The sequence below is a fragment of the Paraburkholderia sp. AV2 genome, assembly GCF_054968425.1.
Genome location: NZ_JBANLK010000054.1, coordinates 1 through 17,252, shown reverse-complemented (window position 1 = coordinate 17,252; position 17,252 = coordinate 1). Strand labels below are relative to the sequence as shown.

The 17,252-nt window shown below is 63.1% G+C and carries 15 protein-coding genes, 5 tRNA genes and 1 pseudogene; 4 read left to right on the top strand and 17 right to left on the bottom strand.

What is annotated here, in order from left to right; translation table 11 throughout:
- The 7 genes from V8683_RS26675 to gltX form a co-directional block, all read right to left on the bottom strand.
- On the bottom strand, positions 1-465 hold the full coding sequence (locus V8683_RS26675) for a GNAT family N-acetyltransferase (protein ID WP_411189759.1): 465 nt from the start codon (positions 463-465) through the stop codon (positions 1-3).
- 163 nt (positions 466-628) lie between these two features.
- A tRNA-Asp gene (locus V8683_RS26670) sits at positions 629-705 on the bottom strand.
- A 78-nt stretch (positions 706-783) separates the two neighbouring features.
- Positions 784-859: transfer RNA gene (locus tag V8683_RS26665), tRNA-Glu, on the bottom strand.
- Positions 860-928: 69 nt separating this feature from the next.
- A tRNA-Asp gene (locus V8683_RS26660) sits at positions 929-1,005 on the bottom strand.
- 75 nt (positions 1,006-1,080) lie between these two features.
- Positions 1,081-1,156, bottom strand: a tRNA-Glu gene (locus V8683_RS26655).
- Positions 1,157-1,352: 196 nt separating this feature from the next.
- Positions 1,353-1,428: transfer RNA gene (locus V8683_RS26650), tRNA-Ala, on the bottom strand.
- 233 nt (positions 1,429-1,661) lie between these two features.
- Positions 1,662-3,083 (bottom strand): glutamate--tRNA ligase, encoded by a 1,422-nt coding sequence (gltX, locus tag V8683_RS26645; RefSeq protein ID WP_411189760.1) that lies wholly within the window; start codon positions 3,081-3,083, stop codon positions 1,662-1,664.
- A 414-nt stretch (positions 3,084-3,497) separates the two neighbouring features.
- Here gltX and V8683_RS26640 point away from each other — a divergent pair, with 414 nt between their 5' ends.
- The gene (locus V8683_RS26640; protein WP_411189761.1) at positions 3,498-4,451 is read left to right on the top strand and encodes a patatin-like phospholipase family protein; all 954 of its coding nucleotides are present in this window, start codon (positions 3,498-3,500) and stop codon (positions 4,449-4,451) included.
- 123 nt (positions 4,452-4,574) lie between these two features.
- On the opposite strand, the gene V8683_RS26635 is transcribed toward V8683_RS26640, so the two are convergent.
- The 5 genes from V8683_RS26635 to V8683_RS26615 all read right to left on the bottom strand — a co-directional run bounded on the left by V8683_RS26635 (position 4,575) and on the right by V8683_RS26615 (position 11,204).
- Entirely contained in the window at positions 4,575-5,318 is a 744-nt protein-coding gene (locus V8683_RS26635) for a C40 family peptidase (protein ID WP_411189762.1), read from the bottom strand.
- A 137-nt stretch (positions 5,319-5,455) separates the two neighbouring features.
- Positions 5,456-7,084: an ABC transporter ATP-binding protein gene (locus V8683_RS26630; protein ID WP_411189763.1), complete on the bottom strand. Its 1,629-nt coding sequence runs from the start codon at positions 7,082-7,084 to the stop codon at positions 5,456-5,458.
- Positions 7,081-8,187: an ABC transporter permease gene (locus V8683_RS26625; RefSeq protein ID WP_411189764.1), complete on the bottom strand. Its 1,107-nt coding sequence runs from the start codon at positions 8,185-8,187 to the stop codon at positions 7,081-7,083. Before V8683_RS26625 ends, V8683_RS26630 begins: the two co-directional genes overlap by 4 nt.
- A gap of 1 nt (position 8,188) precedes the next feature.
- Positions 8,189-9,226 (bottom strand): microcin C ABC transporter permease YejB, encoded by a 1,038-nt coding sequence (locus V8683_RS26620; RefSeq protein ID WP_411189765.1) that lies wholly within the window; start codon positions 9,224-9,226, stop codon positions 8,189-8,191.
- Between the two features lie 52 nt (positions 9,227-9,278).
- The gene (locus V8683_RS26615) at positions 9,279-11,204 is read right to left on the bottom strand and encodes an extracellular solute-binding protein (protein WP_411189766.1); all 1,926 of its coding nucleotides are present in this window, start codon (positions 11,202-11,204) and stop codon (positions 9,279-9,281) included.
- Between the two features lie 108 nt (positions 11,205-11,312).
- Between V8683_RS26615 and fabI the strand changes: the two genes are divergently transcribed.
- Positions 11,313-12,104 (top strand): enoyl-ACP reductase FabI, encoded by a 792-nt coding sequence (gene fabI, locus V8683_RS26610; protein ID WP_411189767.1) that lies wholly within the window; start codon positions 11,313-11,315, stop codon positions 12,102-12,104.
- Between the two features lie 104 nt (positions 12,105-12,208).
- Here the strand turns inward: fabI and V8683_RS26605 are convergent, their stop codons facing one another.
- From V8683_RS26605 to V8683_RS26585, 5 genes and pseudogenes are all read right to left on the bottom strand, one after another.
- The gene (locus tag V8683_RS26605) at positions 12,209-12,532 is read right to left on the bottom strand and encodes a hypothetical protein (protein WP_411190561.1); all 324 of its coding nucleotides are present in this window, start codon (positions 12,530-12,532) and stop codon (positions 12,209-12,211) included.
- 601 nt (positions 12,533-13,133) lie between these two features.
- Positions 13,134-13,553, bottom strand: a complete 420-nt coding sequence (locus V8683_RS26600) for a type II toxin-antitoxin system VapC family toxin (protein WP_411189768.1) — start codon at positions 13,551-13,553, stop codon at positions 13,134-13,136.
- Positions 13,550-13,801, bottom strand: coding sequence for a FitA-like ribbon-helix-helix domain-containing protein (locus V8683_RS26595; RefSeq protein WP_411190562.1), 252 nt, complete (start codon positions 13,799-13,801; stop codon positions 13,550-13,552). Before V8683_RS26595 ends, V8683_RS26600 begins: the two co-directional genes overlap by 4 nt.
- A gap of 387 nt (positions 13,802-14,188) precedes the next feature.
- Positions 14,189-14,775, bottom strand: a pseudogene (locus V8683_RS26590) (LysR substrate-binding domain-containing protein).
- Between the two features lie 252 nt (positions 14,776-15,027).
- Entirely contained in the window at positions 15,028-15,300 is a 273-nt protein-coding gene (locus V8683_RS26585; protein WP_411189769.1) for a proline dehydrogenase family protein, read from the bottom strand.
- A gap of 899 nt (positions 15,301-16,199) precedes the next feature.
- Here V8683_RS26585 and V8683_RS26580 point away from each other — a divergent pair.
- Complete coding sequence (locus V8683_RS26580) at positions 16,200-16,709, top strand: carotenoid oxygenase family protein (RefSeq protein ID WP_411189770.1); 510 nt, start codon at positions 16,200-16,202, stop codon at positions 16,707-16,709.
- A gap of 305 nt (positions 16,710-17,014) precedes the next feature.
- Positions 17,015-17,194 (top strand): hypothetical protein, encoded by a 180-nt coding sequence (locus V8683_RS26575; RefSeq protein ID WP_411189771.1) that lies wholly within the window; start codon positions 17,015-17,017, stop codon positions 17,192-17,194.
- The last annotated feature ends 58 nt before the right edge of the window (positions 17,195-17,252 follow it).

The window sequence follows — 17,252 nt, the reverse complement described above, 5'->3', positions numbered from 1 at the left end:
TTACACGGAGCGCGTCATGTGCCGTATCGATCCCAGTCTCGCCAGCCTCGGCCCGGCTACGCGATAACCCATGCGCAAGTAGAGCCGCGCCGCGGGGTTATCGACGAATACGCGCAGTTGCAATTCGCGCAGGCCGCGCTCGCGCGCCCAGCGATGGGACATGTCGAGCAGGAAAGTCCCGGCGCCGTGGCCGCGATAGCCCTCGGCGATCTGCACGTCGCGGATATGCAGCGAATCGCCCTCTTCGGTCACGCGCAGCACGCCGATCGCATGGCCGTCGAGTTCGAGAATGAAATTCTCCGACTCGCGGTAACTGGCGAGAAAAAGATCGCCGCGCCAGACCAGATGATGACGCTGATAATAGCCGCCCATGTTGTTGCGCGTGAGGGCCTCGGCGAACTCGAAGTCCTCCATGGACGCATGACGCAACTGGAAGCGCGATGGAATGTCGTTCGGAGCGAACATGGGGGGCGGCTGGCGCACGAGCGGAAGTCCCGACTACGCTACGATAGCGCGAGCGTAGCGGCAATGGCAGTTTGTCCGTATGGCGAAGGCCCGAGAGGCCTCGCGAAGCCAAAGAGCAGACAAGAAAAAAGCCCGCTGGAAATTCCAGCGGGCTTCGTTCATCTGGCGGAGCGGACGGGACTCGAACCCGCGACCCCCGGCGTGACAGGCCGGTATTCTAACCGACTGAACTACCGCTCCAGTCCTGCTTGCACCGGCGGGCGTCGGTCGATTCCCGCTGGCGGCGTCGCCACACTGCTTTGGCGCCGCGGTTGTCTTTGGCGTCCCCTAGGGGATTCGAACCCCTGTACTCACCGTGAAAGGGTGATGTCCTAGGCCTCTAGACGAAGGGGACACACAGGCTTACGCCTTAACTACTTTAACTAAAAAGCCCGCTCAAGTTATAGCCTGAACGGGCTTCATCTGGCGGAGCGGACGGGACTCGAACCCGCGACCCCCGGCGTGACAGGCCGGTATTCTAACCGACTGAACTACCGCTCCAGTTCGACATAGACAGATGGGCGTCGGCTGATTCCCAACTGCTGCCTCGCCAATCTCATTGACGACGCTCATGTCTGGCGTCCCCTAGGGGATTCGAACCCCTGTACTCACCGTGAAAGGGTGATGTCCTAGGCCTCTAGACGAAGGGGACATAATCTTTTCAGATAATGCCTTGCTACACTTTACTGCGATTCTTGTTTTCGCTTCTTGCTTGTTTCGCCGTTAATTCTACTAAACCGCGCTCACTCAATTGCGAAAAACAAGATTTTAACTTCTTTACTGCCTTTTGTGAAGAATTATTTTCTTCTTCACTGTCGCTTTCGCGAAGAAACTTCTATCTGCTCTGTTGGTGGAGGTAAGCGGGATCGAACCGCTGACCTCTTGCATGCCATGCAAGCGCTCTCCCAGCTGAGCTATACCCCCTTGCAGAACAGAAGCGAGATTATAAACAGCAAACTCGCCTTTGTAAAGAGCCCCTGGATCGTTTTCTGCAACCTTATTTCACGCTACGTTAAACCACATGAAATTTCGTTGCCGGATCCATCGGCTCCTGCGTGAGCGTTACCGCTTTCTCGCGCACCGTTTTCAACGGAGCCCGAATACTACCGGATCCCTTACCCCGGCGCTAGTGCCGGGGTAAAAAATCTTCAGGGGGATCACACCGCCTTCGCGAGGCCCTGCTCGATGCGATTCACGACCACGTCGCGGCCGAACAGCGCGAGTACCGCGTCGATAGCCGGCGTGTGCGTCGTGCCCGCCACGAAGAGGCGCACCGGCATGGCAAGCTGCGGCATCTTCAGCTTGTGCGCCGCGAGCGTCGCCTTGAGCGCGGCCGAGATACCTTCCTTCGACCACTCCGCACCCTTGAATGCGGTGGCAAGTTCGGCAAGCGCGGGGCGCACGGCTTCGGTCACGTGCTGTGCGAGCGCGGCGGCTTCGGGCTGCGGCTCGCGATAGAAGATCTGCGCGCTTTCGGCAATCTCCTTGATCGTATTCGCGCGATCCTTGTAGAGCGCGATCACGCCGTCGAGCGACGGACCCTTCGCGAGCGCTGCGTCGTCGACGCCGAGCGCGGCGAAAAACGGCTTCGCGAGCGACGCAAGACGTGCGTTGTCCGCTTCCTTCAGATAGTGGTTGTTGAGCCAGTCGAGCCTGGCCTGGTCGTACTGCGCCGGCGACTTGCCGAGATGCTCCAGATCGAACCACTCGACGAACTGCTCGCGCGAGAACACTTCGGCATCGCCGTGCGACCAGCCAAGACGCGCGAGATAGTTCAGCACCGCTTCCGGCAGATAGCCTGCGTCGCGATAGCCCATCACGCTCGTCGCGCCATGGCGCTTGCTCATCTTTTCGCCCTGCTCGTTCAGCACGGTCGGCAGGTGTGCGTACACGGGCGGCTCGCCGCCCAGCGCGCGCAGGATGTTGATCTGGCGCGGCGTGTTGTTCACGTGGTCGTCGCCGCGAATCACGTGCGTGATCTTCATGTCGAGATCGTCCACCACGACGCAGAAGTTATACGTCGGCGTGCCGTCCGGGCGCGCGATGACGAGGTCGTCGAGCTCTTCGTTCGAGATCTCCACGCGGCCCTTCACGGCGTCGTCCCATGCGACCACGCCCGTCAGCGGATTGCGGAAACGCAGCACGGGCTGCACGCCGGCCGGCGGCGTCGGCAGGACCTTGCCTGGCTCCGGGCGCCACGTGCCGTCGTAACGCGGCTTTTCGCCCGCCTCACGCTGACGCTCGCGCAATGCGTCGAGCTCTTCGGTCGACATGTAGCACGGGTACACGAGGCCTTGCTCGCTCATTTGCGCGAGCACTTCGCGGTAACGGTCCATGCGCTGCATCTGGTAGAACGGACCTTCGTCGAAATCGAGACCGAGCCACTGCATGCCTTCGAGGATGGCGTCCACCGCTTCGGACGTCGAGCGCTCGACGTCGGTGTCCTCGATCCGCAGCACGAACACCCCTTCGTTGCGGCGCGCGAACGCCCAGGGATACAGCGCAGAGCGGATGTTGCCGAGGTGGATGAAGCCAGTCGGGCTCGGCGCAAAGCGGGTACGGACGACAGTCGTGGTCATGGGCGATTACTCGAAAGCGATGCCGCCGGGCGACGCGCGCTTGGCGACGGGCGGCAGAAGGTTCGCGGCCTCGCGTGCAGCGGCACGCAGCATTGCGACTGCGGAACGCGACGCGGCTCGAACAGGAAAACCGGGAAAAGAGAAACGGGATTATAACCGCCGGACGCGCGTTCGGTCCCGGCAGGCCAGGAGCGGGAGGACGTCCGCACGGTATCGGCGTCGCCACGACCGGACCGCGCCCCAGCCACGAACAAGCGCAAAAAGTGCCGGCGGGCGCTGACACAGAGAGCGACACACGGCGTTACAAGCGCATTGCCAATCCGCGAACGGCTTTGCCTTATGATGTCGGCGCGCTGTATCCGTCGCCCGGCGCCGCATGGAGAACCTCGCTTGAAGCCGCCATTAGAGCCACCATTGAACCCGTCAACCCCCTCTTTGGGCCGCCGCAGCTTTTCGCTGGCCGCGGCCTCCACCCTCCTCGCCGCCTGCACGACCGCAGGCACGGAGACCGCGAAGGTCAGCCCGCCCGCTACGGAGAACCCCACCCCGCCGGCATCCGTCGCGAAACCCCAGCGCACCGTTCGCGTCGGCCTCGCCCTCGGCGGCGGCGCGGCGCGCGGCTTCGCACACATCGGCGTGATCAAGGCGCTGGAAGCCCGCAACATTCAGGTCGACCTCGTCTCGGGAACGAGCGCCGGCTCGGTCGTGGCGGCGCTCTACGCGTCGGGTATGAACGGTTTCGACATCAACAAGCTCGCGCTCACGATGGACGAAGCATCGATCAGCGACTGGGCCATGCCCTTCGCCACGCGGGGCTTCCTGCACGGCGTGGCGCTGCAGAATTATCTGAACACCACGCTGCGCGGCCGGCCGATCGAGAAGATGGCGAGGCCGCTCGGCATCGTCGCCACCGACTTGCACAGCGGCCAGCCAATCCTGTTTCAGCGCGGCAATACCGGCATCGCCGTACGCGCATCGTGCAGCCTGCCGTCGATCTTCGATCCGGTGAAAATCGCGGGCCACGAGTACGTGGACGGCGGGCTCGTGAGCCCCGTGCCGGCGGCCTTCGCGCGCAAAATGGGCGCCGACTTCGTGATTGCCGTGGACATCTCGGCCCGCCCGGAGAGCGCTCCGACAGTGACCCAGTTCGACGTGCTGATGCAGACCTTCACGATCATGGGTCAGTCGATCAAGACCTATGAACTCGACAAGTACGCCGACGTCGTGATCCGACCGAACCTGAATGCGATGTCGGGTAGCGACTTCGGTCAGCGCAATGCGGCGATCCTCGCGGGCGAGGAGGCCGTCGCGAAGATGATGCCGGAGCTGGAGCGCAAGCTGGCCGCCGCGCGCGCCGCGACGGCCTGAGCGATTACGCGGGCGCGGTCGGCCCGCCGCGCCCCACGCAACCTTCGCAACGAAAAAAGCCTGCTTCGAACGAAGCAGGCTTTCTGTCACGACCAGGTAGAGCAACCGGTCGCCAGTTAGCGGTCAGTTGCTGCCGTCGAACTGCACGCTCACGCGCTGCTTGAGGTCCTGCTGCTGTTGCGGCGTAAACGACGTTTCCACACGGCGGGCGCCCGTGAAGCGCTTTTCCCAGTAGCCGTCGTCGAGGTCGTCGACACGGATCGTGCTGCCTGTGGACGGCGAATGCACGAACTTGTTGTCGCCGATATAGATGCCGACATGCGAGAACGTGCGGCGCATCGTATTGAAGAACACGAGATCGCCCGGCTTGAGGTTGCTGAGGCTAACCTTCTCGCCCACGCGACTCATTTCCTCGGCGCGGCGCGGCAGCGAAAGGCCCAGCGTGTCCTGGAAGACGTAGCGCACGAAGCCGCTGCAGTCGAGGCCGGAATCCGGCGTGTTGCCGCCCCAGCGATAGCGCACGCCTATCATGTTGAGGGCGCCCACAACAACGTCCCCTGCCTTGCCGGCCATGCCGGAAAGGAACGACTTGGCGCCGCCGTCGGCCGCAGCCGGGGTCGCCTGAGACGTGGTCTGCGTAGTGGTTTGTACTGCGCTTTGGGCGTCGGCTTGAGCAGTCGCGGAGAGCGCTTGCGGAGCCGGGGAGTTCGCCGTGTTGTTCGGGGAAGAACCCGGCGAAAATGAGGCATTCTGGTTAAAGCTGCTTACTTCGTCGGCGAACGCGCCGGGAGCCGCGGCCATCAGTACGCCGATGAACATCCCGGCGACGACGCGCGTGCAAGCCTGGGTCAAGTATCGGTGCTGCATTGGTCGGTAGAAATTGCCCGCGAATCAGGGGGTTAGTGAAAAGTTTGGACGATACTAGCCAGTAAGTATTTGTGTGTCAAAACAAATAGAAAAATACAATCGCGATACGCACATCATTGGTGAATGTCAGATGACTGTCATCGAGCCAGCGCGGCTTTCAAAAGCTTACGCGTGTAAGGATGCACAGGGTCGTCGAAGACTTTGGCGACATCTCCAGCCTCGACGATGGCGCCGCTCTGCATCACCGCCACGCGGTGCGCCATCGCGCCGATCACCTCGAGATCGTGGCTGATGAACACATAGGCCAGGTTGTACTTGCGTTGCAGTTCCGTCAATAGCCGCAACACCTGTTGCTGGATCGAAACGTCGAGCGCGCTGGTCGGTTCGTCGAGGACAATCACGCGCGGCTCCAGCACGAGCGTGCGGGCAATGGCGATACGCTGGCGCTGCCCGCCCGAAAACTCGTGCGGATACCGCTGCAGCGCCGTGCGGTCGAGCCCGACTTCGCGCAGGGTGGCAACAATGCGTTTTCTGCGCGCCTCGCTGCCAAGGTCCGGCCGGTGCAGCGCGAGCCCCTCGCCGACGATGCGCTCGATGGTCTGCCGCGGCGAAAGCGAACTGAACGGATCCTGAAAGACCACCTGCAGGTGCGAGCGCAACGCGAGCTTGTCGCGCCCCTGATAACTCGCGAGCGGCCTGCCCTGGAACTCGACCTGCCCGCTTCTCGTTCGTTGCAGACCCAACATGGCCAGCGCGAGCGTCGATTTTCCCGATCCCGATTCACCGACGATGCCAAGCGTCTCGCCCTGCCGCACCGAAACGCTCGCGTCATCGACGGCGCGAAACCGCCCCTTGCCCCACCAGCCCCGAAATCCCGGCAGCTTCGTCGCGAAATCGACGGCGACGTCCTTCGCCTCCAGCAGCACCGGCGCGAGTGGCAGCACCGGCAGCACGTTGCGCTCGGGACGACTCGCGATCAGCCGTTGCGTATAGGGGTGCTGCGGCGCCTCGAAGATCTGCTCGACGGTCCCGCTCTCCACGAGCCGGCCCTTCTCCATGACCGCGACTCGCTGGGCAAAGCGGCGCACGAGATTCAGGTCGTGCGTGATGAGCAGGACCGACATGCCGCGGCCGGTCTTCTGTCCCGTCTCTTCACGCTGCAGTTCGAGCAGCAGTTCGACGATCTGGCCGCGGATCGTCACGTCGAGCGCCGTGGTGGGCTCGTCGGCAAGCAGGAGGCGCGGCCGGCACGCGAGCGCCATTGCAATCATCACGCGCTGGCGCTGGCCGCCCGAGAGCTGATGCGGATAACTGCCGATACGCCGGCGCGGCTCGGTGATGCCCGTGCGTTCGAGCAGCCCGACCGCGCGCTCGTACGCCTCCTTCTTCGACACGCCATCGTGCATCTGGATCGTTTCGGCAATCTGCTCGCCTATCGTGTAGAGCGGATTGAGCGCCGTCATCGGCTCCTGGAAGATCATCGCGATGTCGTTGCCACGCAAGCCGCGCATCGCGCGCTCGCCCTTCGCGAGCAGATCCTCGCCGTCGAAGCGGATCGCGCCCGACACCTGCGCGTCGCTCAGCAAGCGCAGGATCGCGAGCGCCGTCACGGTCTTGCCCGAGCCCGACTCGCCCACCAGCGCGACGCGCTCGCCGCGCGCGATCGCGAGCGTCACGTCGTCCACGGCGAGCGTCTCGCCGAAGCGCACGGCAAGGCGCTCGACAGCCAGCAACGGCGCCGCGACATTGTCCGTTGGCGCGCTCATTGGTTGCCTCCCGCCTTCATGGCGTCGGAGATGCGCGTATCGAGCGCGTTGCGCAGCGCGTCGCCCATGAACGTGAGCAGCAGCAGCGTCACCACGAGCACGCCGAAAGTCGAAATGGCAATCCACCACGCGTCGAGATTGCCTTTGCCCTCCGACAGCAGTTCGCCAAGGCTCGGCGTGGGCGGCGGCACGCCCAGCCCCAGAAAGTCGAGGCTCGTGAGCGCGAGTATCGCCCCGCTCATGCGGAACGGCAGGAAGGTAATGACGGGCGTAAGGCTGTTGGGCAGAACGTGGCGCCAGATGATCTGCCAGTTCGAGAGGCCCATCGCGCGCGCGGCGAGCACGTAATCCTGATTGCGATTGCGCAGGAACTCGGCGCGCACGTAGTCGGACAGGCCTATCCAGCCGAACAGCGAGAGCAGCACGATCAGGAGAATGAAACCCGGCTCGAAGATCGAGGCGAAGATGATGAGCAAATAGAGCTCCGGCATCGCGCTCCATATCTCGATGAGCCGCTGCCCTATGATGTCGGTCTTGCCGCCGAAGTAGCCCTGCACCGCGCCCGCCAGCACGCCGAATATCGTGCCGATCGCGGTCAGCACGAGCGCGAATTCCACCGACACGCGAAAGCCGTAAAGCAGGCGCGCGAACAGGTCGCGGCCGCTCTGGTCGGTGCCGAGCCAGTTCTGCCGCGACGGCGGCGCCGGGTTCGGCACCTTCGAAAAATAGTTGAGCGTGTCGTAATAGTACGGGTTCGGCGGATAGATCGCGAAGTTGCCCGGCGCGTCGAAGCGATGGCGGATGTACGGATCGAGGTAGTCGGCCGGCGTCGGGAAATCGCCGCCGAAGGTTGTCTCCGGATACGCCTTGAAAAGCGGGAAATACAGATGTCCGTCGTAACGTACGACGAGCGGTTTGTCGTTGCACCAGAGTGGAGCCGCGAGGCTCGCGGCGAACACGACGACAAATACGACCAGGCTCCAGTAGCCGAGCCGCTGCTGTCGAAAGCGCGCCCACACTCGCCGCGCAGGCGTGGGCGATCTGAAAGCCGCAACGGATTCGGTGCGCAGTTCGGGCTCGGCGCCGGCACGGGCTCGGTTCAAATCAGCGCTCCAGTTGTTCGAATTGGATGCGGGGATCGACCCACACGTAGCACAGGTCGGAAATGAGCTTTGTCAGCAGTCCGATCAATGTGAAGAGATAGAGCGTACCGAGCACGACCGGATAATCGCGCCGCACGACCGACTCGTACGAGAGCAGCCCGAGACCGTCGAGCGAAAAGAGCGTTTCGATCAGCAGGCTGCCCGTGAAGAAGGCGCCGATGAAGGCCGCGGGAAAGCCCACCACGAGCGGCAGCAGCGCGTTGCGAAACACATGCTTCCAGAGCACGGTGCGCTCGGAAAGGCCCTTCGCGCGCGCGGTCAGCACGTACTGCTTGCGGATCTCGTCGAGAAACGCGTTCTTCGTGAGCATGGTCGTCACGGCGAAGCTGCCCACCACGGAGGCCGTGACAGGCAGCGTGATATGCCACAGATAATCGAGAATCTTGTGGCCCCAGGAGAACGTGTCCCAGTCGTCGGACGTGAGGTTACGCAGCGGGAAAATCTGCAGGAAGGTGCCGCCGCCGAACAGCACGAGCAGCAGCACGCCCAGCACGAAGCCCGGAATCGCATAGCCGATCAGGACGATCAGGCTCGTCACGAGGTCGAAACGCGAGCCGTTGCGCACCGCTTTGGCGATGCCCAACGGCACCGATATCAGGTAGGTGAGAAAGAAGGTCCAGAGGCCGATGCTGATCGACACGGGCAGCTTGGAGACGATCAGCGACCACACGCTTTGGTGATGGAAATAGCTCTCTCCAAGGTCGAAGCGCGCGAAGCGGCTCAGCATGAGGACGTAGCGCTGCAGCGGCGGCTTGTCGAAGCCGTAGAGCGCTTTCAGTTGCGCGATCTGCTGCGCGTCCACGCCCGTATGCGCGCGCATGCCGAAGGGCATGCCCTGCTCCGCGCCGCGACGCAACTCGCGCACGGCCTGCTCGACGGGGCCGCCCGGCACGAACTGGATCACGACGAAGGTCAGCGTGAGCACGCCGAAGAGCGTCGGGATCATCAACAGCAGGCGTTTGACGATGTAGCTCCACATGGTCTTGAAGTCCGTAAGTTGGGACTGCGTGGCAATATCCCGCCGGCGCGCCTCAATGCTGCGCGCCAGGTTGCGGCTTGAACCACCACGTCGAGAGGATCCAGTCGATCGCGCCATAGTACAGCGGCAGCTTCGCCGGATAAGCCAGCGTGCTGCGGTACGCGACGCGGTGTGTCGAGCTGTACCACTGCGGCACCACATAGTAGCCGTGCATCAACACCCGGTCGAGCGCGTGCGTGGCGTCGAGCAGTTGCTGCAGCGTCTGCGCTTGCGTCAGCGATGTCAGGATCGCGTCGACGGCCGGCGACTTCACGCCGATCAGGTTGCCCGAGCCCGGTTCGTCGGCCGCCTTGCTGCCGAAGCGATCGATTTCTTCCGTGCCCGGCACCTGTACGTCGGGAAAGCGGATCGTCGTCACGTCGAAGTCGAAGGCATCGAGACGCTTCTGATAGAGCGCGAAATCGACCGCCCGGTAGTTCACCTGGATCCCGAGCCGCGCGAGCGCGTGCGTGTACTGTGCCATGATCGGCGCCCACTGCGCGGAGGCGCTCGTGTCGTCGAGCACTTCGAAGACGAAGGGCTGGCCCTGCGCGTTGCGCAGCGCGCCGTTGCGGTAGGTCCAGCCGGCTTGCGCCAGCAGCGTGCGTGCCGCGAGCAGGTTGGCGCGGAGCGAGCTGGGGGGATCCGTATTCGGCTGCAGCGGCGGTGGGCCGAACACCGCGGGGTCGAGCTCCTTGCGCCACGGATCGAGCAGCGCAAGCTCGCCCGGCGACGGCAAGCCCTTCGCCTGGAAGTCCGTATTCGCGAACCAACTGTCGAGCCGCGTGTACTGGCTGTAGAACAGCATCCGGTTGAGCCACTGAAAATCGAGCGCGAGGTCGAGCGCCTCGCGCACGCGCACATCCTGGAACATCGGCTTGCGGACGTTCAGGACGAAGCCCTGCATGCCCGTGCCGTTGTGCTGCGGAAACTCGCGCTTGATCAGCTCGCCGTTGTCGAAGCGCTTGCCCACGTCGCGCCGCACCCAGTTGCGCGCGACCATTTCGACGAGCGCGTCGTATTCTCCCGCCTTGAACGCCTCAAGACGCGCGACGTCATCGGAATAGAGCTTGTAGGTGATGCGCTCGAAGTTGTTCGTGCCGACGCGCACCGGCAGATCCTTGCCCCAGTAGTTCGGGTCGAGCTTGTACGTGATCGTGCGGCCGTTCGAATAACGCTCGATCACGTAGGGCCCGCTGCCGATCGGCTGTTCGAACGCGAGCTGATCGAATGGAATGCGGCTGCCGTCCGGGCGCAATCCCCACTTGTGCGAGAACACCGGCATGCCGCCCGCGATGAACGGCAGCTCGCGGCTGTGGCTGCGGAACTCGAAGCGGATCGTCGCGGGATCGATCACCACCGCACGCGTGATGTCGGTGAAGTAGGCCTGCATCGACGGCGCGGCCTGCGGACTCTTGAGCGTGTCGAGCGAAAACTTGACGTCGGCGGCGGTCACGGGGTCGCCGTTCGAAAAGCGCGCATGCGGATTCAGATGGAACGTCACCGAAAGGCCGTCGGGCGCGATGCGGATGTCGTCGGCGAGCAGTCCATAGGCCGACGCCACCTCGTCCATGCTGCCCGTCGTCAGGCTCTCGAAGAGCATCTCGACGCCGGGCGCCGGGTTGCCGCGCATCGTGAACGGGTTGAATTTGTCGAAGCTCGTCAGGCGGCTCGGATTGGCCAACACCAGCGCACCGCCCTTCGGCGCATCCGGATTCACGTAGTCGAAATGCGTGAAGTTCGCGGGATATTTCGGCTCGCCGTATTGCGCGATCGCGTAGGCGGCGTACACGGACGGCGTCGCCGCCAGCGTCAGCACGCACGCCACGCCGCATCTCACACCCGCCCGCACCCAGGCGCGTGCCCATGCCAGGCGCCGCGCTGCAACCGTGTGTCCGCGCCCCGCGCGCGTTGCCCTGCCAGGCGTGCCTGTCGTCATGGAAAGGGATTTGTCCGGTGAGCCATATCAAGTGTGAGAGAATTCTACCCAAACCGCGCAGCGCCGCCTTGCGGCGCGCGCGACGCACTGATCTGATTAGGAGAATTCATGGGCTTCCTCGCTGGCAAACGCATCCTGCTGACCGGGCTGCTGTCTAACCGTTCGATCGCATATGGCATTGCGCAGGCCTGCAAACGCGAAGGCGCGGAACTGGCATTCACGTATGTCGGCGAGCGGTTCAAGGACCGCATCACCGAATTCGCCACCGAATTCGACAGCAAGCTCGTGTTCCCCTGCGACGTCGCCGACGACGCGCAAATCGAAGCGCTCTTCGCGGATCTCAAGCAGCATTGGGACACGCTAGACGGCCTCGTCCACTCGATCGGCTTCGCGCCGCGCGAAGCCATCGCCGGCGACTTCCTCGAAGGCATGACGCGCGAAAACTTCCGCATCGCGCACGACATCTCGGCCTACAGCTTCCCGGCGCTCGCCAAGGCCGCCCAGCCGATGCTGGCCGACAACGCGTCGCTGCTCACCCTCACCTATCTCGGCGCCGAACGCGCAATTCCGAACTACAACACGATGGGTCTCGCGAAGGCTTCGCTCGAAGCGAGCGTGCGTTACCTCGCGGTCTCGCTCGGCGGCAAGGGCGTACGCGTGAACGGCATCTCGGCCGGCCCGATCAAGACGCTCGCGGCAAGCGGCATCAAGAGCTTCGGCAAGATCCTCGACTTCGTCGAGCAGAACGCGCCGCTGCATCGTAACGTGACGATCGAGCAGGTCGGCAACACGGCCGCGTTCCTGCTTTCCGATCTCTCCGGCGGCGTGACGGCCGAGATCGTGCACGTCGATTCGGGCTTTAGCGCCGTGGTCGGCGGCATGGCCGGCATCGGCGAATAACGCCCCCTCACCGTTCGCGCACCTCGTTGCGCGCGCAACGGCAGACATGAAAAAGCCGCCCCAAGGGCGGCTTTGCTTTTGCAGCGGCGTCAGACGGCGCTGGCTTAGTGCCAGTGGCCACCGCCGTGATTCCATCCACGGCCGCCACCGCCGCCGTGATAGCGGTTCCAGTCACCACGGTTCCAGTAACGACGACCGTCCCAGTAGCGATCGTCGTGCCAGCCGATGTAGATCGCCGGTGCGGCGTAAACCGGAGCCGGCTGATAAACCACCGGCGGAGGCGGCGGTGCATAGACAGGCGCCGGCGCGACATAAACCGGGGCAGGAATGCCGATGTTGACGCCAACGCTCACGCCCGCCATGGCGGCGCTCGATGCGCCAATGGCCAGGCCCCCGACGAGCATTGCAAGAACACGAGCAAACTTCATGGACTCACCTTTTTGCGAATGATTTTGTTGCATGCAATATAGCGTAGGCTTGCGCACAGGATATTTCACGATTGTAATAACTGATGCACAAACCCGCTTCGAGCGCACCCTGGTTACGTCTCGTTACACGGAGCATCGTCGCAGCAGCCCGGCACGCGGCCGACTACGACAGCGCTCCGCAGCATAGCATCGACAGCGCGGCTCGGGTGCCGAGTGTTGCAGCGTTCGCGCGAAAGGCGCGTCACGAACGGCGACTTCAAAGCAGGCGGCACCGCTGCGCGATCCGGACATAAACCGTTCATCGCCAGGGAGTCCTGAGCGTATTGCAATGTCGTCCGCCGTGCGACTGCCAGCTTGCGGGCCGAAAAAACAAAAACCCCGCAAGTCCGTGAACTTGCGGGGTTTCGCCGCCATATACACAAATACTCTGGCGGAGACGGAGGGATCCAGAATCGCCCTGAAAGCCTTTACTGGCAAGGCTTCGAGAAAACGTCCCTTCCCTACCCATACTTCTACCCATACGAAAAAGGACCGGCTTTTTCACTGCCTGGGACGGTCCGATTCCCAGTTTCACCCGGCCGAGAGACGGTTCGAATCCCGCTCAAACAGCCCAGGGATCGATGATGGCTATCTCGCAGTCGGTGAAGTCCTTGACGTTGCGCGTCGCCAGCGCCGCCCCTCTTGATCGCGCACAGGCGGCTATCATCGCGTCGAACTGGCTCATCGGCCTGCCAGCGTTCCTTCGCGCCACGGCAATTGTCGCGTAAACATCTGCGGCATCGCTGTCAAATCCCAATACCCTGCCGGCAAAATCCTCATCAAAGATCGCTTCAACCGCTGTTCGCAGTTCGCGCCTGCGGGAACCGTCCGGCAGGAGACCGACGCCATAGAAAATCTCGGCTCGCGTGATCGCCGTCGTAAAGAGTCCCGCGCGCGACTGGGATGCGAGCCAAGCCATGACTCGATCATCGGGTCGAGGTCGCAACGTCTCGGACAGCACGTTTGTATCCAGGACAATCATGAACCGAGATCCACCCTCTCCACAATCACATCGCGGGGCGGCAGTTCGAGCTCAACCCCGCCGAGCGGCTCAATGCGACTACGAATCGAAGCTACCAGGCTCCGATTCGCAATCGCCAAATCCGTGGAAAGCGCGGCACGCAAAATATCGCGCGCCTCATCCTCCATCGAGTGTCCATGCAATGCCGCCTGAACGCGCAAACGAGCCTTCAGTTGCTCGTCGATGTTCCGGATTGTCATGCTCGCCATAACACCTCCAATCATTGACTGCATTTTAATCAATGACTGCAACAGTTTCAAGTCGCAGCATGCCACGAACATGCAATCATGCCCTAATTAGCTTGAGGCGTGGCGTGGAATCCATAGTGCGAGGCTGGGCGGCCGTTCCGTCGATCTAGGTGAACCGTCCTTCGTGACGTGCGGACAACGAACCATCAGCGTCGAGGACGGCACGCTTTGGCACAACCTGCCGCAGCAAGCCAGGGCGTAATTCGCCACGCCCCCCATCCATGCGACGGGACGCTACGATACCCGGCAAACGCAGTGCGCAGGCGTGAAGGATCGAAGCCGAAGGGCCGTGACGGCATCGCCGGCACGGGGCGCAGCCCCGAGAGCCTGACGGCGCGTTCTGCGCCGTCAGGCACGAATAAAATCGACAAATGCCCGAAATGCCATCGGCAATTGCCTCCGGCCAGAGTAGTAGAGGAAGAACCGGCCCGGCGATGCGCTCCAGTCATCCAGCACAGCGACCAACCGGCCTGCGGCCAGGTCTTCGCGTACCATCGCCTCGTAGACGTAGGCAATGCCCGCATCGTCGAGCGCGGCCCGGACCATCAACGCATCGTCGTCGAACACCAACGGTCCCGAGACTTCGATGTCCAGCGGCCCGCCGTCGGGCTGAAACTCCCAGGCATAGCGATTGCCGCTCGGAAAGCGCCGGCCGATGCAGGCATGGCCGAGCAGTTCGCGTGGTGCGGCGGCACGCCATGCGCCACCAGGTAGGACGGCGCGGCCACGCACACGAAACGCTGCGGCGGCCCGATCGGCACCGCCGCCATGTCGCCGGCCAGGCTCTCGCCGAAGCGGACGCCGGCGTCAAAACCATCGCCCACGATGTCGGCCAGACTGTCGTCGGTCATGACTTCGACATGGACGCGCGGATGCGCCGCCACGAAGCCGGCCAGCATCGGCGCCAGCAGCAGCCGGGCCGCCGGGCGCGGCACGTTCAGGCGCAGCGTGCCGGCCGGTTCGGCCTGCAAGGCGGTCACGTCCACCAGTGCATCGACCACCTCGCGCAAGGCTGGGTCGAGCCGCGCCAATAGGCGCTGGCCGGCCTCGGTCGGCGTAACGCTGCGCGTGGTGCGATGAAGCAGGCGCACACTCAGTCTGACCTGCGGCCGGATTTCTCGAAAGCAGCCGTTCGAACCGGGACCAACGATCTGGTCGGCCCCAATCCACAGGTCCTGCTGTAACTGCTAGCGAGCCCGAGTGCTACGTATCATCGCAGCCAGGATATATCCGGCGATTCGCGGATTCTCCTTGATTCGCCGGGTGCTGTAGCCATACCAGTCATGACCGTATGGCACATAAACGCGGACGTGAAATCCTTGCGCAAGCAAAGCGTCACGCTGCGGTTCGCAGACGCCTAGCAACATCTGAAACTCGAATCGTGAGCGGTCAACTCGCTCGCGTTGCAGCCAACTGATCAACGCATCGATCAATTGTGCGTCGTGCGTTGCAATGCCCACGAACGATCCCGCCCGTATTGCGCTCGATACGTGCCGAACGAAGTGCGCATTGATCGCGGCCCGATCCCTCGATGCACCGTCGACGAGATGCTCGGTTGACCGTTCACTGAGGACAAGTCGCCGTCAGAATGTCCGCGCGACGCGACTAACGAATGACGCTTGTTGGCCGACCGCTGCCCCACGCGGTTGGCTTTGGTCGACCCGTTGGAGACATTACGAACATCACGGAAGACCCGACGGCGCAGTGGCCCGATGCGTACAAGGCCCGAACAGATGCGGCGACAGAAGCAGCAAGGCGTCGATCCGGGCGCGGCGACAGTGGATGTCGATGCGGTGGCCGTCGTCGTCGAAGTCAGTGGCAGTAGAGCATTGGCGACGGGTGTCGGGGAACGCTGATGCGTCACTTTATTGAGGCGCTGACGATAGCGACGCATCCGTTCGGCATGTGCAAAGCGGCCACGACGACTGAGTTTATAGCGTTGGCCAGCCTCGCGCAGGCGGGCGCGGCGCGAGGCCTGTGAGCAGTCGCCACCGCAGTAGATCTGGCCGCGATCGCAACGGCGGCACACGACGACCTGCGCCCGGCAGCGGGCGCACAGAAAGAGGCGGCCAGTGGCCGGCATCGGCGGTCCCCCGTCAATGCCGAAGCGGTATCGACGAGGCGGATCAGCCGTGCCATACTGGCCCGGCACCCGTACCCCGTTGTGCGCGTGTGGGGCTCGACACTGGAATGAACTTGGCGGTTAGGACCGGTGTCGGGCCTGTTTCTTCGGCGGTCAGTTGTAGTCCTTCTTCTACCGCATCCCGATTCCCGCGTCATCCCCCTGCCGAACCGCACATCCCCGGTGCGTCTGCGCTCGCCCTACGGGCTCCCTCCGACGCACCCGAATCTGAGCCTCATGAAACGTCCCAGAGTCGCCGGGCTGAACAGCAATCGCGTCGCACGGCTGTCCGACGCCGCCATCCAATGTCGGATTCCGACCGCCATTCACAAGTGTTCTACGTGGGTCAATATTCGATGCAAATTACTACGCAGGGTGGGTCAGGATTCCGTGCAAATCAACAAGCAGTGCACCGGCCGACCGTATCGGTATCTTTACGCTGCCGAACAGCCTGCGCCTGACGAGATGCGTGGGGTCATGCGGTACGACTGGCACAGCGATAAGCTCGAACGATATGAGGTGCCCTTCGGCGATCAGAACAGCGAGCCGGTTTCCGTACCGCGACGGGCAGCCACGGAGGAAGACGACGGGTGGTTGCTGTGTTGCGTATATCGACGTGTGACACATACCAGCGATGTAGTCGTGCTGAATGCGCGTGATGTTGCTGCCGGGCCGGTCGCAACCGTGCATCTGCCGACGCGCATTCCAGCCGGATTTCATGGTGCCTGGTTGGCGAATGAAAATTGAAGTGGATTGAACTTGGGCGAGTGCGAAGTGGAGAGCGTTCCGACGGACAAATGGCCGTTTGCGAAACGCGATCACTTGAATGTCCGAGCGGCCCTTCGGGCGAAGGTCCTTTCATGGTCGAACTGCGACCGACTATCTGACAGCGAAGGCGTCCCGCAGGAACTTGGCCACCGGCTTTCGCTGGCCGGCCTGATCCCTCCACGCCTGAAGCGCGAGCCCACGCTCGTCGATTTCTCGTCGAACCCCTCCCGAAGAGGAGCACAATCACCTTGCTGCACCGTCAATCACCCCCGTAAGGAGTAGCCATGAGCACCGAAGCTTTGAAGAAACTGTGGGCGGAGTTCGACGATCTCGCATCCAAGAGCGAAAGCGAGGACGTTCAATTTCTGATCAGGGCCATTAAGCTGCACGCGAAAGTAATGGACTCCCGCCTCGCTGCCATTGAGGCGACAGCAAGCGCGTCCACCAAGCATCCAACGAAGTAGCCTTAGGGCTACGCTGAACAAGCAGCTGAATTGGCGGCGTGTTGGCGATGTGGAGGTG

Bases quoted from the DNA above. Each gene is read 5' to 3' on its own strand.
- V8683_RS26600 (WP_411189768.1), bottom strand. From the start codon at position 13,553: ATGATTGTCCTGGATACAAACGTGCTGTCCGAGACGTTGCGACCTCGA.
- V8683_RS26605 (WP_411190561.1), bottom strand. From the start codon at position 12,532: ATGAAGTTTGCTCGTGTTCTTGCAATGCTCGTCGGGGGCCTGGCCATT.
- gltX (WP_411189760.1), bottom strand. From the start codon at position 3,083: ATGACCACGACTGTCGTCCGTACCCGCTTTGCGCCGAGCCCGACTGGC.
- V8683_RS26595 (WP_411190562.1), bottom strand. From the start codon at position 13,801: ATGGCGAGCATGACAATCCGGAACATCGACGAGCAACTGAAGGCTCGT.
- fabI (WP_411189767.1), top strand. From the start codon at position 11,313: ATGGGCTTCCTCGCTGGCAAACGCATCCTGCTGACCGGGCTGCTGTCT.
- V8683_RS26630 (WP_411189763.1), bottom strand. From the start codon at position 7,084: ATGAGCGCGCCAACGGACAATGTCGCGGCGCCGTTGCTGGCTGTCGAG.
- V8683_RS26575 (WP_411189771.1), top strand. From the start codon at position 17,015: ATGAGCACCGAAGCTTTGAAGAAACTGTGGGCGGAGTTCGACGATCTC.
- V8683_RS26615 (WP_411189766.1), bottom strand. From the start codon at position 11,204: ATGACGACAGGCACGCCTGGCAGGGCAACGCGCGCGGGGCGCGGACAC.
- V8683_RS26620 (WP_411189765.1), bottom strand. From the start codon at position 9,226: ATGTGGAGCTACATCGTCAAACGCCTGCTGTTGATGATCCCGACGCTC.
- V8683_RS26635 (WP_411189762.1), bottom strand. From the start codon at position 5,318: ATGCAGCACCGATACTTGACCCAGGCTTGCACGCGCGTCGTCGCCGGG.
- V8683_RS26675 (WP_411189759.1), bottom strand. From the start codon at position 465: ATGTTCGCTCCGAACGACATTCCATCGCGCTTCCAGTTGCGTCATGCG.
- V8683_RS26580 (WP_411189770.1), top strand. From the start codon at position 16,200: ATGAAACGTCCCAGAGTCGCCGGGCTGAACAGCAATCGCGTCGCACGG.